Source organism: Micromonospora sp. NBC_00860, from assembly GCF_045207375.1.
In the GTDB taxonomy this organism is placed as follows: Bacteria; Actinomycetota; Actinomycetes; order Mycobacteriales; family Micromonosporaceae; genus Micromonospora; species Micromonospora vinacea.
Genome location: NZ_CP108825.1, coordinates 172,523 through 187,075, shown reverse-complemented (window position 1 = coordinate 187,075; position 14,553 = coordinate 172,523). Strand labels below are relative to the sequence as shown.

Below are 14,553 nucleotides of genomic sequence, written 5' to 3'. Positions count from 1 at the left end.
GGGACGGCTCGGCCCGCCTGCCGCTGCGTCAGGGTGTCACCCGGGTGGCCGGGCTGTCGCCCGGCAGACCTCCGGCGTCGCTGGCCGTCTCCACCGGAGGCAACGGCGTGGTCCCGAGGACACCACCATTTCTGGAGTACGCGGTGAGAGTGGCCGGCTCATCCGGCGATACCCGGGTAGTGCCGGCGTTCGACCCGTCGAGCGTGACAGTGGCCGGCGGTGCGCCGCCGACCGTCACCGTGACGCGGGCCGCGTCCGGCGGGGCGATCACCCGCACCTGGCCCGTGGGAGGCCGGGCGCCGTCCTCGGTCCGGACCCGCCAGCCGATCGGTCGCTTGTCGACGCCCTCCGCCGGCAACAGCAACCGCAGGTCGGTCCACCAACCGGTCCGGTCGTCGCCGTGCATGGCGTACGCGATCACTCCGCCGCCGGTCGGTTGCAGGGTGAGCAGCGCGGCGGCCTGGCCGTGATCGCGGCCCGACCACCGCACCCGTACCGTCGTGCCGACGGCCGGCAGGTGGCTGTCCTGAAGTGCCGTGTGGACGAAGTTGCGCAGGTTGGCCTCGTCGAGCGGCGTACCGAGGGCGGGTTGGCGAGCGCCCGTGAGCAGGGCGTCCATCTCCGGCCCGGTCGGATCGAGCCCGGCGTACGGGCCGCCGCCCAGACCGCCCTGGAAGAAAACCCGGTCGCCGCGGCTGACCCGGACGACGGGTTCGTGCGGAAGCGGTTCGCGAGGCAGGACGGCGAACCCGACACCTGCCCCGTCCGCCCTGGCGATGTCCTGGTACTCCACAGTCCCCCTCGACGTGTACCGGGGTTCGCCACTGATCGTCACTGTGGATTCGGCCGGACCCACGGCGACCGCGAACCCGGCCCGGTCCGGGTAGGCCCGCATCAATGTCATCACCGGGTCGTCACCCTCGCTGTGGCCGCCGTAACGCATCTGCTGGGCACCGGCCCCGGCCGGGCCCACGTACCAGACCAGTGCCTGCCTGGTCAGCAGGCCGAACCGCAGCGGCACGGCGACCAGCGCGACCCGGTGGCCCGGCTGGTCACTGCCGTAGATCAGACGGATCCGGTCACGGTCGCCGATCTTCCAGGCACCCACCGGGGCGTCGAGTCTCACCGGCGGATCGGTGCTGATCCGCGCCCGCAGTGCGTCCAGCCAGGCCCGGTCCCCGGCCAGCGCCCCCCGCGCTGGCGCGTCGAGCAGCGCGGTCGGAGTGGCGGCGACCGCGATGCCAGGGGCCCATCCGGGCAGCGGAACCACGTTGGTCTGGACCCCGACGAGCGCGACCCCGACCGCGGCGGCCACCGCCGTCCGGGCCAGCCGCGTCCGCTGGTGCCGTCGCTCGCGGCGGGCGAACCCGGGCCATGGGTCCTCGGGTACGTCGACGCCGCGCGCGGCGTGCCGCAGCGCGGGACCGACAGTCGACTGAGCGAAGCTCTCGGTCATGCCAGTTCCTCCTCGATCCGAACCGGGGACTGAGCGGTGGGTGGGGCGAAGTCGCTCCGCAGCCGGGCCAACCCGCGCGACGCCTGGCTCTTCACCGCGCCGACGGAGCAGCCGAGAACCTTGGCGGTGTCCGCCTCGCTGAGGTCCTCGAAGTAGCGCAGCACCAGCACCGCCTGCGTCCTGGGCGGTAACCGCCGCAACGCGGCGAGGAGTAGTTGCCGCTGCTCCACCTGCACGTACGCGTCATGCGTCGGCTGGCTGTCGAAGGTCAGCAGCGGCACCTCCAACGGCCGCCGCCGACGCCGCCAGGAGATCGCCGTATTGACCATCGCCCGGCGTACGTAGACCTCGGGCGCGTCCCTGCGCAGCACCCGCCCCCAGCGCCGATGGGTCTTCTCCAACGCCGACTGCGTCAGGTCCTCGGCGGTCCCCCGGTCACCGGTCAGCAGGTAGGCCGTTCGAAGCAGCGACCCCCACTGCCGTTGGACGAACAGCCGAAACTCTTCGTCGTCGTCGTGCCGACTCACGCCACCTCCAGGTCGCGTCCACCTCGCGTCTAAGTGCGGACGCAGAGTGAGACGCCACCTGCGGCGTCCGGGGTTGAGTGGAAGATCGCTCGCCGGGCTCACGCCTCCGGTTGGTGACCCGTGGACGGCCCATCGGAATCAGCCTGGCGCTCGGCCAGCCAACTGGCGTGTCCTTTGAGCAGGTATCCAACCCAGTAGATCGCGAAGAGGATCAGGAAGCACGCGAAGAACACTCCCGAGATGATGCTCGCGAGAATGAGCGCTCCCTCGCCGTCGCTCAGCCCGTAGGTCGCGAAGCTAAAGACGCCCAGGAGGAAGAAAAGGACCATGTAGAGCGGCAGTGTTGAATTGTCTGCCGGGTGGGACGCCCGAGGCGGCCAAGGGACGCGGGGGTCGCTGCTGATCATCTTGCGAGTATGAGCGGCTCGCTCAAGCGCGGAATCCCGCTCCGCGTCGACCCATGAGGTCGATGCGGAGCGGGACCGTGGACGGTCTACCGGTTAGAACCCGTCCCATTGGCGGGCCGAGCATTTCCAGGTCTTCCCGCCATCCTGCGAGATGCAGACCACGAGGAGCTTCCCGAGGAACGGCAGGTTGAGGGTGAAGATGTGGGCCTTGGTCTTCGCGTACACGACGCCGGAGTTCTCGGCGATGTCGGCCAGTGCCCAGCCGGGGTCCGGTCGGTCCACTGTCGCCACCCGGCGCATCGACTGGATGTCCTTGCCGTCGAGCAGCGTCTTGATCTCGTCCGCCGAGGGCTCGCCGTCGCCGATCAGCGTGTCCACCGTGTACGGGCCCTCGACGGCGACGCCGTTGGCCTTCTCGAAGGCGGCCTTCGTCCCACCGATCGTGGTGCTGCCGGCGAGGTTCAGGGTGAGGATCAGGTCGCCCGTACGGCGCGACAGCAGGCATTCCCAGATGGACTTGCCCGAGGCGACGCACATGGTCAGGCACCATTCCCGCCCGTCGGGGGTGGACGAGGCGAAGAGCAGGGACGTCGTTGTCCCGCTGTCGCCCCGGCCGTCGTACGCCCCGTCGGCGAGGTCGGCCATGGTGGTGCCGAGGACGTCCCGGCTGCCCGGAATCGTGCCGACGACCTTGACACCGTCGACCTGCTTGCCGGCGGCGAGTGCTTCGAGTTGGTCGCCGGTGAGGTTCCGGCCGCCGGTGTCGACGGCCAGCACCTTGTCCAGGTCGCCGACGGGCCGGCCGGTCAGGTCCTCGAACTGTTGAAGCATGGTGCCCGGGGCACCGGGGTGGTCGGTGATCGTCGTCCGGGCGTCACCCTCGGCGGCCTGCGACGGGGCGTACGAAGCGGTCAGCCCGACGATCAGGGCGGTCGTGACGATGGTGGCGCGCCTGGTGATGTCCCGCAGAGTTGTCATCCTGTCCTCATCTCGGTGATCGGTGTCGGCCGGGTGGGACGGGCTACCAGCGACACGTGACGATGTCGCCGAAGTCGTTGGGGGACCCCAGGTCGCAGTGGTCGTCGATCCACTCACCGATGTCGCCGATCGTGTCAACGATCCAGGCGATCGCCGACTTGATCGCGCCCCAGATGCTGAAGTAGACGACTGTCGTCTCGGGGGTTCCGCCGGCCTCGTCGATGACGTCCTTCGTCGACATGGCGGCATTCGGCTTGTCGATGATGTCCAGCACCCGTACCCCGGTGTCGTCCTTGCCGGCCAGCAGCGCCGCGACCTGCGCCGGAGTTCGCTCCTTTCCGTCGTCGACAGCCACGATCGCGCGGTCGATCAGCACCTCACGGCTGCCGCTGATGGCCTGGGCGATGCCGGTCATCTCGCCAACCGTGAGGTCGTTGCCGAGGGCGGGGCCGGTGAACCGTCGGACCGAAGCGTCACCGGCCGGGTTGATCTGGATCTCGTCGGCCGTGATCATGTCGTCCGCGCCGAACGGCGCCCAGGCGAACGTCCACTGCCCGGCGACGCAGCGGAACGCGCCGTACTCCCGGCCCTCGGACGCGGTCTCGGTGCGGAGGATCTTGCCGCGGTCGTCCACGTGCTGGACGACGCAGTCGGCGCCCTTCTGCGGCGGCTTGTCGGTCTGGGCCACGGCGGCGGAGGACATGGCCAGCACCGTCCCGCTGACCACCCCGATCACCGCGAGGCGGTGTGCCAAAAGACTCATCGAACGCTCCATTCCTGCTGCGGAAGAAACTGGTGTCCGAAGAGTGCCGGGCCGCGCTGAAGCGCCCCGGAAACGGCGCTGAAAGCGAGGCGGTCAGTGCAGCCGCGTGGCGTCGAGCTCTTGGAGGTCGGCGCGGATCGAGTCGGCGTCGGCATCGCCGAGTTCGTCGAGGATGGTCAGGGCTCGGCGCCACGCGGCACGGGTGGCGGCGAGGTCGGCGAGGGCCCGGTGGCTGCCGCCGAGGTTGACGTACGTGCTCGCTTCGGCGTACCTGTCGTTGACCTGCGTGAAGAGTTCGAGGGCGTGCTCGTAGCAGGCGATCGCGCGCCGGTCGTCCCCGAGTTGGTGGTGGGCGTGGCCGAGGCTGTCCCAGGTGTCGGCCTGCCCCTGGACGTCGTCCACCTCCTGCAACATCCGCAGCGCCTCGCCGCACGATTCGAGGGCATTGTGGTAGTTGCCGAGCAATGCTTCCTGCCAGCCGACCGCGTTGAGGGTGTACCCCTGCCCGGCCCGGTTTCCGGTGCCCCGGAACAGGGCCAGTGCCCGCCGGGAGTGACGCAGCGCCTGCTGGTGCTGCCCCTGCCGCTCCGCCAGTTGGCCGAGGTTCAGGCAGGTGTGCGCCCGTCCGGCGTCGTCGCCGACGTCGGTGAACAGGTCGAGCGCGCGCCGCAGGTGGTCGTCGGCTTCGTCGTACCGTCGGAGCCGGGAGCAGGCGAGACCGAGGCTGCGGTGCGCGTGGCCCTGCCCCGCCTGATCCCCGATGCGGGACGCGGCGGCCAGGGCGATCTGTTGCGTGCCGAGCCAGTCCTGCCAGTGCCCCTGCCGGTGCAGGAAGCCGGCCATGGTCCAGGCGAGCCGCCAGGCGTGCCCCTCGAAGCCGGACCGCGCCGCGAGCGGTACGGCGGCGAGCAGGACGGGGACCTCGGTGGTGAACCACGCCGCTGCGGCCGACCGGCTCTTCGGGCGTTCCGGCGTCACGCCGGCCCGCGGTGGCGGAAGGCTGATCGCGCTGAAGTGCGGGTGCAGCGCCAGGTCGGCGGCGTGGGCGGTGTGCAGGCAGTGGTCGAGCAGCCGGTGCATGGCGGCACGACGCTCGGCCGGCGGCTCAGCCTCGTCGGCGAGATCGGCGGCGTACGCGCGCAGCAGGTCGTGGAACGCGTAGCGCCCGTAGGTGTGCTCGGTGAAGAGGTTCGCCCGGGTCAACTCGGTGAGCAGCGGACCGGTCGCCTGGCCGTCGACGCCGGCCAGGCTGGCCACGGCCGGGGCTGCGACGTCCGGGCCGGGATGCAGGCTCAGCAGCCGGAACAGCCGGGCCGCGGGTGGGCTGAGCGTCCGACACGACCAGGAGAAGACCGCCCGGACATCGGTGGCCTCGTCGCCTGCGCGGAAGGCGTCCAGGTCGCCCAGCTCTCCGGCGACGGCGGCCAACGAGAAGTGCCGGTTGGTGGCGGCTCTGGCCGCGACGATGGCCAGGGCGATGGGCAGCCGCGCGCACCGGTCGGCGATGGTGTCGGCCGCGCCGGGTTCGGCGGCGACCTGGCGCTCCCCGAGCCGGCGGACCAGCATGTCGCGGGCCTCACCGGGGCTCAACAGGTCGAGGGGTACCGGCTGGGCGCTTTCCGTGACGACCAGCGGGATGAGCTGGTCGCGGCTGGTGACGATCGCGAGGCAGTCCGGCGAGCCGGGCAGCAGCGGCCGGACCTGTTCGGCGTCCCGCGCGTTGTCCAGCACCACCAGCAGTCGCTTGCCCGCCACCGTCGTGCGGTACAAGCTCACCATCGTGTCCGGGTCACTGGGCATCCGTGCCGCCGGAACGCCGAGCGCCTCCAGGAAGCCGTGCAGCGCTCGCGCCGGTTCGGTCGGTGTGGCCCCCGGGTCGAAGCCGCGCAGATTGACGTAGAGCTGCCCGTCGGGGAAACGGTCGGCCACATGGTGCGCCCAGTGCACGGCGAGCGCGGTCTTGCCGACGCCGGCGGTCCCGGACACCACGACGGCGCCGCCCCGGTCGACCAGCGCGTCGAGGGCGGCGAGCTCCGCGTCGCGTCCGGTGAAGGTGGGTACGGGGGGAGGCAGTTGCGCCGCGACCGGCGTCGCCGCCAGCGGGGCGGGTGCGGCGATCGCGGTGTCCTGGCGCAGGATGGCGCACTCCAGGTCCCGTAGCCGGGGCCCCGGGTCGATGCCGAGGTTCTCCCGCAGGTTGTCGCGCAGCCGCCGGTACGTGGCGACCGCGTCGCCCTGCCGACCGTCGCGGTACAGGGCGAGCATCAGCTGCGCGTGCAGGTGCTCGTCGAATGGGTGCTGTCGGACCAGCCGTTCCAATCCGGGGATGAGCCCGGCGTGCTCACCGACGGACAGCCGGGCCTCGGCGAGCGACCGTTCGGCCTCCAACCGCAGGCGGGCCAGGTGTTCCGCCTGCTCCTCGAGCCAGGGCGACCCGGCCACGTCGGCCAGCGGTGGGCCCCGCCACAGTGCCACAGCTGCCGTCAGGTGCTTCACCTGCTCGTTGCGGTCCGTCGACCGCCGGGCCAGCTCGATGAGGCGCTCGGCGGCCTGGACATCCGTGGAATCCGGCCCGGTGTCGAGCAGATAACCGGGCTGGCGCGCCACGATCGATCCGGGCTCGCCGAGCACCCCGCGTAGGTAGGACACGTGACGCTGCAACGTGTTCGCCGCGGTGGCCGGCAACTGGTCGCCCCAGACCACGTCGAGGAGCCGGTCGACGCTGACCACCCGGCCCGCGTGCAGCGCCAACGTCGCCAGTACCGCCTTGCGGCGCACACCGTTCACCGCCTGCGGACTGCCGGCGACGACCACCTCCACCGGCCCGAGCAGCCTGACGCGCACGCCCGTGCCAGTCATCGACATCACCGAATCAAACTAACGTCCCCAGCGCAGCAAACTCGATCTATTCGTCGCGTAATGGACACGATCCACGGGGCACCAGAAACGGACTCCGGGAGCTACCGTCTAGCGCACTACGGCAGGGAGGTGCACCAATGGGCCCACGGCTGCGGCGCGTCGCGTCGTGCTCCTCCTGGTGGGCGTGTACGCCTTCCCGAAACGCGAGACCGAGACCGACCCCGGCTCTCGGGTCACGGTGGTGGTGGTGGTGAGTGTCGCGTGCGCCCTGGCCCCCGTGGTGATGGCCGCCGCGCTGCTTTCATGTTCGTTCGAGCGCAGCCCGACCAGGGGTGGCCGTAGGCTGGCCCCTCGCCCACGAGTCGCCAATGGAGAGCGCTGTGACCACACGTGACGGCAAGGTGATCGTCGACCAGACCATCTCCGTCGACGGGTACTCGGCCGGGCTCAACCAGAGCGAGGAACGCCCGTTCGGCGACGACGGCGGTGACGGCTGGGGCCGTGGGCTGCACGCCTGGATGTTCGACGCGGCTGAGGAGAACCGGGCCGAGCTCGACCAGACCACACTGGCCTCGGCGGTCATCATGGGGCGCAACATGTTCGGCCCGGTGCGTGGCGAGTGGGATCGGCAGTGGAACGGCTGGTGGGGTGACGACCCACCGTTCCACAAGCCGGTGTTCGTGCTCACCCACCACGCACGGGAGCCGCAGCCGATGGCGGGCGGCACCACCTTCCACTTCGTCACCGACGGGATCGAGTCGGCGCTCGCGCGGGCCCGCGCGTCCGCCGCTGGCGGGGACATCTTGATCCACGGCGGCGCGACCACCATCAACCAGTACCTCGCCGCCGGTCTGGTCGACGAACTGCGGCTGCACATCGTGCCGCTCACCCTCGGCACCGGTGTGCGGCTGTTCGAGGGTGTCCCGCCGCTGAAGCTCGAACAGGTGACGGCGCGGGCGGCAAGCACTGTCCTGCACGTCACCTACCGCGTGCTCTCCTGACCCGCCGGAGGATGCGTTGTCTGCTATCGCCTCACTGACAGTGGTCCCCAGGGACAGCATCGCCGAGCTGGCCCGCCTGGCCCGCACATCGCCGTCGTCGTTCCGCACCTACCTGGCGGAACACGGGAGCAAGACGCGGCAGGAGTACGACTGGTCCGGCTACTGCATGCTGTACGTCCTGACCTATCTGGAGGAGCGCGGCATCGACGTGGAGCAGTCGGAGTTCAATGCCGAGTCGGAGGCCATCAACAGCGCGTACGGCCTGACCACGCTCATCACTCCAGCCCCAGGTTTACCGGAGCAGCTCGACCCCGCCCAGCACCGCGAGGAGGATTTGGTCGCCCACTTCGAGGAGATGGGGGTGGACTTCGAGGAGAGCGGCGCGGCCGGTCTGGACACCTTGAGGGTGTTGCGCGACTGCATCTCCGACCTCCGCGACGACCAGGTTCTGCTGCTCAACATCGGCTGACGCCGACCGACCGCTCTGTCTGTCGACCTCCTGCGGACCAGATGCGGACTGCACGACCAGACGGCGGTCTGCGGCAGAGTTGTCCCTGTGCCAGCCCAGCCACTCACGCGCAAGGTTCGCTTTGAGGTCCGTCCGTGGGGTCACGGCTCCGACCCGGCGCGCGAGCTGTTGCCGTACGTCGACAAGGTGAGCCTGGTGGACCTGGTCTCGGGCTTCGAGCACGCCGCCGGCCACGATGTGCCCGGCGCGTATGCCGGGATCATTCTCGATCATTTCAAGGTCGGTGATCTGGCTGCCTACCTCAGCGGACGACCGGAGTTCGCCTACCGGTCGCAGAACGGCGTGATCGCACTCCTCGGTTGCGACTGCGGTGAGCTCGGCTGCTGGCCACTGGAAGCCCAGGTGATCACCACAGAGCACTCGGTGATCTGGCGCGGCTTCTCCCAGATCTACCGCCCTCAGCGCGACTACGGGGACTTCGGCCCATTCGTATTCGAGCGGAGCCAGTACGAACGCGCAGTCCGCGAGGTCGTTGCCACCACCCCCGCCACCTGATCGTCGCGGGCAGGTTCCATAGCCGGTTTGGCTCACGCGACGGCGGGAAACCGGCGGCACCGGAAGGCGTCTCGATGACCACCGCGGGCAGCCCTACCTGCGGTGGGGTACCCGGGTGCTCTCACCGTTGGGGGAGGCTCATGCGTTGGTTCCGCGCGGCTCGCGGCGCCTCCACGAAGGGCGCAACCAGATCTCGCAACCCGATCGGTGCGGAACGAGATCCGAAGCGGGCAGTCATCTTCAGCGACGCGGTCATCGCCATCGCCGTCACCCTGCTCGTCCTGGAGATCCAGCCGCCGGAGGACACCGAGCACCTGCTCCGCGGCCTCTTCGAACTGTGGCCCTCGTACGTGGCGTACGCCATCACCTTCCTGCTGATCGGGCAGATGTGGGTGAATCACCACGTCATGTTCGACCACATCCGCTCCGCCGACCGCATGCTGCTCCTGCTCAACACCCTGCTGCTGATGGTGATCGCGTTCCTGCCGTTCGCCTCGTCCCTCCTGGCCCACGCGTTCGAGTCCGGCCACGGCAAGCGAACTGCACTCATCTTCTACGGCGCCACCTACGAGTTGGCCGCCATCCTCTTCAATGTGATCTGGGAATACGCCAGATCTGGCCGTCGCCTGCTGACCTCCACCACCGACAACGACACCGCCCGGGCGATCAGCAGACGCTTCCGCCCCGCGCCAATATGGATCGCCGCCGGAACCGCGCTGGGCGCCCTTCATCCGGTCGTGGGCCTCGTGGTGGTCACCGCGTTCATCCCCTTCTACTGGCTGCCGATCAAAGGCGAGGTCGCCAGCATCAAGCGCACCCGCGAGCAGAGTCTCGGCGACCCATAGCTGGTTGCAGCGTGGCTGGACCATCCCGGCGCGCGGTGCCGGCGATACTGTGCGCGTGGAGTACGTGTCCAGAGTGCCGCGACCGCCGCTGGACGGGCTGATCGACGACCTTTACTACCTGGAGGGTGCGCCGCCGTACGCCCGCCTGACGCTGCCGGCAAGTCCGGCGGCGCTGCTCATCGTCAACCTCGGGGCGCCGTTCCTCATTCGTGCCGGCACCGACGCCGAGGCGGCCGAGTACGCCGACGGCTGCGTGGTCACCACGCCCACCCGCGCATTCGATTTCGGCTACCCCCTCCGGACCCGGTCCGTCGGCGTGCACTTCAAGCCATGGGGGCTGGCGCCGTTCCTGCCGATGCCCGCGTCCGAACTGCGTGACCAGCCGGTGACGGTGGAGCAGGTCTGGGGCCGGCCCGCCATTGCCGAGCTGCGAGACCGGCTGGCCATGGCCGAGGGACTGCACGAGATGCTGACGCTGCTCGAGGATGAGCTGATGCGACGGCTGGGCGATACGGCCGGCCTGGGGCTGGTCCGACATACGAGCCGCGTCATCGCGGCGACCAGCGGGGCGGTGGCCATCGACGACCTGAGGGTTTCCGCCGCTGTCAGCAGCACTCACCTGGCACAGCGGTTCAAGGAGGTCATCGGCGTCACGCCGAAGCGGTTGGCCCGGACCTACCGCTTCGCCGCCACCGTGCTGTCGATCAACCCTGCCGAACCGGTCGACTGGGCCGACCTCGCCAGTAGCGCGGGCTACTTCGATCAGGCCCACTTCGGCCACGAGTTCCGGGCCTTCACCGGCCTCACGCCGACGCGATATGTCGACGTCAGGCGGCGGTTCCTGCGCGAACATCCCGGCCACGTGCTGGACGGCTGGCCGCTGCCGGCCGATTGATTCCTTACAAGAGCGACAGCCCACGAAACCCTAATGTGAGGGCACCCCCCAGCAGAGGAGTGCCCGTGGGCAAGGTAGTCATGTACAGCTCGGTGTCGGTGGACGGCTTCATCGCGGACGAAAACGACCAGCCCGGACCACTGTTCGACTGGTTGCTCAGCGGTGACGTGGCGTTGGACGACAGCGGTGCGTTGAAGGTGTCACAGACGTCCTACGACTACACCCGGCCGTACTGGGACCAGATCGGGGCGACAATCGCCGGCCGCCACGTCTTCGACATGACGGACGGCTGGGACGGGAAGCCTCCCGGCGGGGTCGACCACGTGGTCGTGGTGACGCACCGGCCGAAGCCCGAGGGCTGGGCCCCCGAGGCGCCGTTCCACTTCGTCGACGGCGTCGAGGCGGCCGTGGCCAAGGCGCAGGAGCTGGCGGGTGACCGCATCGTCGAGGTCGCCGCCGGCGACGTCGGCGGCCAGGTGCTTGCCGCGGGCCTGGTCGACGAGGTGCGCATGGACGTCGTACCCGTCGTGTTCGGGTCCGGCAAGCGCTACTTCGGGTCGGTCGACGCGCAGCACCTGCTGGAGGATCCTGACGTGGTGATTCAGGGCAACCGGGTGCTTCACCTGAGCTATCGGGTGCGCCGCTGACCGATCTGAGCGGACGCCGCCGTTCGCCCGAGGGGTTATGAGACTGAGGTTGGCGATCCGACGAGCTGCCGATGGCCGAGACGGAACCGGGTTGCCAGGTCATCGACAAGGTCGTGGGCATTACGCGATCCATCAACGGTTATCACCGGCAGACGCAGCTCGATCGCCTGGCGCCGGACTTCTGCGTCCCACAGTTCATCGCGCGCCAGCCGCAGAGCGAGCGCCTCGCTGTGGTCGCCGTCTCCCCAGTTCGCTCGGGCTCTCGCATCGTCGGCGAATCGAGTCCGCAACGCCCCGTCCCGGAACTGCGGCGTTGGCAGGAGGAAGGCCGCCTGCTCTGGCCACGTCAGCAACGGAGCAACCTCGCGGGGCAGAGTCCGGAAATCATCCACCAAGACCGGACGTTCCGTGGGTAGCGCGAGTAGGTCGTCGACGACGAACGTGAACGTCTCGCCGTGCAGGCTCGGCATCGACTCGAAGATCTCCTGAGCGCTGCGGCCGCTCCAATTCTGCGCCAACGGAGCTTGCAGCAACGCCCAGAGGTACGGCTGCTCGTGCGCAGTGCACCGGCTGACGTAGTCGCGTTCCGCGCGGTCGCCGTCGTAGATCAGCACGTCGTAGCGCTCGGCCAGGGCTCGGGCGAGAGTGCTTTTGCCTGACCCGGTGCCGCCGGCGAGCCATCGAACATGCGAAAGGCAGCGAGCGTGATCTACACGGTGGTTGTCGGCGGCCATGCCACCAGAGACTGCCGATATCGCGGGCAAAGAAACAGTCTTGTTCTTCTGTCGGCGGCCGGTGAAGATCAAGGAGAGGGGGCGGAACTTCTTACCCCGGCCGGTCCAGGCACCGTATGCAGGCATGTACGTCGGGGCCGACGCGCACCTGGCAACCAGCGTCATGACCGCCGTCGTCATGGCGTCACTCCATCCGGGTCCGAGAGTCGCGCCGACCGGCCCGGACGGCTCAACCGCCGGCTACTACGGCTCACTCCTGACCTCCTACCGCATGGTCCACGCCGCAGCCGCCGCTGTGAGCACCCACACCAGGATCGAGACCTGGCACGCGGGCCGCGCCCTGCACCAGGACCTCGCCGGCTTACGCCCCACCGGACCACCCCACGATCTCGACGGACCACGCGGCGTGGGGGCATCGACCGTTGTAGGGTGCGGGCCGTGGGATACACGGTGATGCCCTCAGGCCGTCTGAACCTCCCGGAGTCGGAGGACGCCGCTGCGGTCGCCGCTGTCCAGGCCGCTTTGGTTGGACGAGGTGGTTGGTACAGGCCGGACGAGTTTCCGTCGGATGGCACCCTGGTTGACCTGGCGGATCCGGCCAGGGCCACGATCGTTCGCGACGGCGACTGGATCGAGTTCGGGTACGACGACGCGGGTGACCCCAAGTGGTCGGACCAGGCGACGGCCTTCTACGTCGCGATTGCGCCGTTCGTTCGCTCGGGAACCGTCCAGATCAAGGGCGAGGACGGCGCCCGCTGGTCATACACCTACGCGGACGGGCAGATCACCCAACAGGGTTGGAACGGCTGGGATGGGTCCATCGAGCCGTTTGGCGAGTATGTGGACCACCCGTAGGCGCTGCTCACTCACCGGCTGCCGGGGGCTTCGGAGAGCGGACCTCCTCGCCGGGCGCTCTCCCAGACCGGGCGCTGGGGTTCGTCGTTGTGCACGACAATGTCGGCGTGCCAGGTCGGGCGGGCCGTAGCGAAGTAGAGCTGCTGCGAAGGGATGTAACGCTCGCGCCAGCGTCGTTCGACGTCGACCCGAGTTGACACCCGTTCCTCCCGGATCACGGCACGATCCACGGTCTTTTCCGGTGCCGTCGACACGAAGATGCGCAGGTCCCACCGATCAATCAGTTCCGGGCGCAGGAGGAAGACGCCGTCGAAGACGAGCACGGCGTCGGCTGGGGCAGTCGTGACCGGCGGCGACAGCGCGGCATCCGCGGTCCGGTCGTAGACCGCGTGTTGGAAGCGTCGATCTCCACCCGGGCCGAGCGGATCGAGCAGAACCCGCTTCAGCGCCTCGTTGTCGTGGGTGTCGTAGTAGCAGCCTTCGGCCGAGTACTCGCCGCGCGGATAGCGCTGGGGCCGGGGGAAGAGGAAATCGTCGATCGTGGCGCGGATGACGTCACGGCCCTGATCACGTAGGACGACGGCCAACTCGTCGGCGAGGGTGGTCTTGCCGGCGGCGGGTGGCCCGTCGACGGCAACCCGCGTCGGGTGCGCCACGGCGACGGACCCGACTGCCTCAGCCAGGCGGTGGAGCAGCTCCTCGCGGGTGCCTTGAACCATGTCTGCCGATTCTCGTCCCACATCGCTCCCCCACTGTCTGTCGATCTCTTGCGAACTGGCTAGCCTGTCGGCCCGGATTAGCACCCCCATCGACGTCGGTCACATCACGTAGGGTCTGCCGATGGTCGTACGGTTCCTGGCGCACCTCCGGCCGCCGCTTGTCGTGTGCGGACACCTGGCTGCTCTGGTGTTGCTCGCCCTGGACGCGCGCCGTGAATGGAGTGCGTACGGGCTTGTCATTCTCTTCCTGTTGCTGGGTGCGCTTGCTGCAGTACCAGCGGCGTTGGTCGGCTCGCCAGGGTTCCGGCTGATCAGCCTGATCGCACAGACCGTCGGTGCCGGCGTCATCGTGTTGGCTCTCCATGACTCGGCCGACAAGCGGGCTCTCTGGGTTTACGTGCTGTCCGCCCTGACGGCGGTGATCTCGCCGATCAGCCGGCCAGGGCTTGGCCGGACGACAGTGTTCGGCGTGGGGACGGCAGTAGTGCTCACCATCGGCGTGTCGGCTCCAGCACTGGCCTGGGGTGGGAGGCAGCCCGAGGCGGTGGTTTGCGTGCGGGAGGGGCAGTCCGCTGAGGAGCTGGTGCGCGAGAGCCACCGCTTCGACCCGAACAACGTGATTGCGGGCTTCGGGTCAGAAGGGCCGCAAGCGCCGTGCCTGGAGGTGCTGTTCGATCCCGGTGCCACCGCTGGCGACGCCGCCGACGTCGTCCGCCGCTACTCCGCGGACCCGAAGGTCTCGTCCGTCAGCCGGACACGCTGACACTCAGCGCACAGCCGCGCCGTTCGCGGGTGCCATCAACCATGTCGCCGTCCTGCCGGGTCAGGCGCGGCGGGCGTTCG

At 69.4% G+C, this 14,553-nt stretch carries 16 protein-coding genes; 8 read left to right on the top strand and 8 right to left on the bottom strand.

Annotation, left to right across the window (positions count from 1 at the left end):
- Positions 1-28: 28 nt before the first annotated feature.
- From OH804_RS00895 to OH804_RS00870, 6 genes are all read right to left on the bottom strand, one after another.
- A complete protein-coding gene (locus OH804_RS00895) occupies positions 29-1,456 on the bottom strand; it encodes a hypothetical protein (RefSeq protein ID WP_406062113.1) in 1,428 nt (475 codons plus the stop codon).
- A complete protein-coding gene (locus tag OH804_RS00890; protein WP_196919190.1) occupies positions 1,453-1,983 on the bottom strand; it encodes a SigE family RNA polymerase sigma factor in 531 nt (176 codons plus the stop codon). The genes OH804_RS00895 and OH804_RS00890 overlap by 4 nt, the downstream gene beginning before the upstream one ends.
- Before the next feature lie 98 nt (positions 1,984-2,081).
- Positions 2,082-2,390 carry a hypothetical protein gene (locus OH804_RS00885; RefSeq protein ID WP_196919191.1) on the bottom strand — a complete coding sequence of 103 codons (309 nt, stop codon included), beginning with the start codon at positions 2,388-2,390 and terminating at the stop codon, positions 2,082-2,084.
- Positions 2,391-2,483: 93 nt separating this feature from the next.
- Positions 2,484-3,368 carry a hypothetical protein gene (locus tag OH804_RS00880; protein ID WP_406062110.1) on the bottom strand — a complete coding sequence of 295 codons (885 nt, stop codon included), beginning with the start codon at positions 3,366-3,368 and terminating at the stop codon, positions 2,484-2,486.
- Positions 3,369-3,411: 43 nt separating this feature from the next.
- Positions 3,412-4,131, bottom strand: coding sequence for a hypothetical protein (locus OH804_RS00875; protein ID WP_196919193.1), 720 nt, complete (start codon positions 4,129-4,131; stop codon positions 3,412-3,414).
- A gap of 93 nt (positions 4,132-4,224) precedes the next feature.
- A complete protein-coding gene (locus OH804_RS00870) occupies positions 4,225-6,990 on the bottom strand; it encodes a BTAD domain-containing putative transcriptional regulator (protein ID WP_406062108.1) in 2,766 nt (921 codons plus the stop codon).
- A gap of 380 nt (positions 6,991-7,370) precedes the next feature.
- Between OH804_RS00870 and OH804_RS00865 the strand changes: the two genes are divergently transcribed.
- From OH804_RS00865 to OH804_RS00840, 6 genes are all read left to right on the top strand, one after another.
- Positions 7,371-7,991: a dihydrofolate reductase family protein gene (locus OH804_RS00865; RefSeq protein WP_406062107.1), complete on the top strand. Its 621-nt coding sequence runs from the start codon at positions 7,371-7,373 to the stop codon at positions 7,989-7,991.
- A gap of 16 nt (positions 7,992-8,007) precedes the next feature.
- Entirely contained in the window at positions 8,008-8,460 is a 453-nt protein-coding gene (locus tag OH804_RS00860) for a hypothetical protein (protein WP_406062105.1), read from the top strand.
- Between the two features lie 195 nt (positions 8,461-8,655).
- Positions 8,656-9,015, top strand: a complete 360-nt coding sequence (locus OH804_RS00855) for a hypothetical protein (RefSeq protein WP_406062103.1) — start codon at positions 8,656-8,658, stop codon at positions 9,013-9,015.
- A 140-nt stretch (positions 9,016-9,155) separates the two neighbouring features.
- Positions 9,156-9,860, top strand: a complete 705-nt coding sequence (locus OH804_RS00850; RefSeq protein ID WP_406062101.1) for a TMEM175 family protein — start codon at positions 9,156-9,158, stop codon at positions 9,858-9,860.
- A 55-nt stretch (positions 9,861-9,915) separates the two neighbouring features.
- The gene (locus tag OH804_RS00845; protein ID WP_406062099.1) at positions 9,916-10,755 is read left to right on the top strand and encodes a helix-turn-helix domain-containing protein; all 840 of its coding nucleotides are present in this window, start codon (positions 9,916-9,918) and stop codon (positions 10,753-10,755) included.
- Positions 10,756-10,820: 65 nt separating this feature from the next.
- Entirely contained in the window at positions 10,821-11,402 is a 582-nt protein-coding gene (locus OH804_RS00840) for a dihydrofolate reductase family protein (RefSeq protein WP_406062097.1), read from the top strand.
- 35 nt (positions 11,403-11,437) lie between these two features.
- On the opposite strand, the gene OH804_RS00835 is transcribed toward OH804_RS00840, so the two are convergent.
- Positions 11,438-12,316, bottom strand: coding sequence for a hypothetical protein (locus OH804_RS00835; protein ID WP_406062095.1), 879 nt, complete (start codon positions 12,314-12,316; stop codon positions 11,438-11,440).
- 258 nt (positions 12,317-12,574) lie between these two features.
- On the opposite strand from OH804_RS00835, the gene OH804_RS00830 reads away from it, so the two are divergent.
- Positions 12,575-12,991, top strand: coding sequence for a hypothetical protein (locus OH804_RS00830; RefSeq protein ID WP_406062093.1), 417 nt, complete (start codon positions 12,575-12,577; stop codon positions 12,989-12,991).
- Between the two features lie 11 nt (positions 12,992-13,002).
- Here OH804_RS00830 and OH804_RS00825 read toward each other — a convergent pair whose 3' ends face one another.
- Positions 13,003-13,710: a uridylate kinase gene (locus tag OH804_RS00825; protein WP_406062091.1), complete on the bottom strand. Its 708-nt coding sequence runs from the start codon at positions 13,708-13,710 to the stop codon at positions 13,003-13,005.
- Between the two features lie 121 nt (positions 13,711-13,831).
- On the opposite strand from OH804_RS00825, the gene OH804_RS00820 reads away from it, so the two are divergent.
- A complete protein-coding gene (locus tag OH804_RS00820; protein ID WP_406062089.1) occupies positions 13,832-14,473 on the top strand; it encodes a hypothetical protein in 642 nt (213 codons plus the stop codon).
- The last annotated feature ends 80 nt before the right edge of the window (positions 14,474-14,553 follow it).

Bases quoted from the DNA above. Each gene is read 5' to 3' on its own strand.
- OH804_RS00825 (WP_406062091.1), bottom strand. From the start codon at position 13,710: ATGGTTCAAGGCACCCGCGAGGAGCTGCTCCACCGCCTGGCTGAGGCA.
- OH804_RS00885 (WP_196919191.1), bottom strand. From the start codon at position 2,390: ATGATCAGCAGCGACCCCCGCGTCCCTTGGCCGCCTCGGGCGTCCCAC.
- OH804_RS00870 (WP_406062108.1), bottom strand. From the start codon at position 6,990: ATGACTGGCACGGGCGTGCGCGTCAGGCTGCTCGGGCCGGTGGAGGTG.
- OH804_RS00880 (WP_406062110.1), bottom strand. From the start codon at position 3,368: ATGACAACTCTGCGGGACATCACCAGGCGCGCCACCATCGTCACGACC.
- OH804_RS00850 (WP_406062101.1), top strand. From the start codon at position 9,156: ATGCGTTGGTTCCGCGCGGCTCGCGGCGCCTCCACGAAGGGCGCAACC.
- OH804_RS00820 (WP_406062089.1), top strand. From the start codon at position 13,832: ATGGTCGTACGGTTCCTGGCGCACCTCCGGCCGCCGCTTGTCGTGTGC.
- OH804_RS00875 (WP_196919193.1), bottom strand. From the start codon at position 4,131: ATGAGTCTTTTGGCACACCGCCTCGCGGTGATCGGGGTGGTCAGCGGG.
- OH804_RS00895 (WP_406062113.1), bottom strand. From the start codon at position 1,456: ATGACCGAGAGCTTCGCTCAGTCGACTGTCGGTCCCGCGCTGCGGCAC.
- OH804_RS00835 (WP_406062095.1), bottom strand. From the start codon at position 12,316: ATGACGACGGCGGTCATGACGCTGGTTGCCAGGTGCGCGTCGGCCCCG.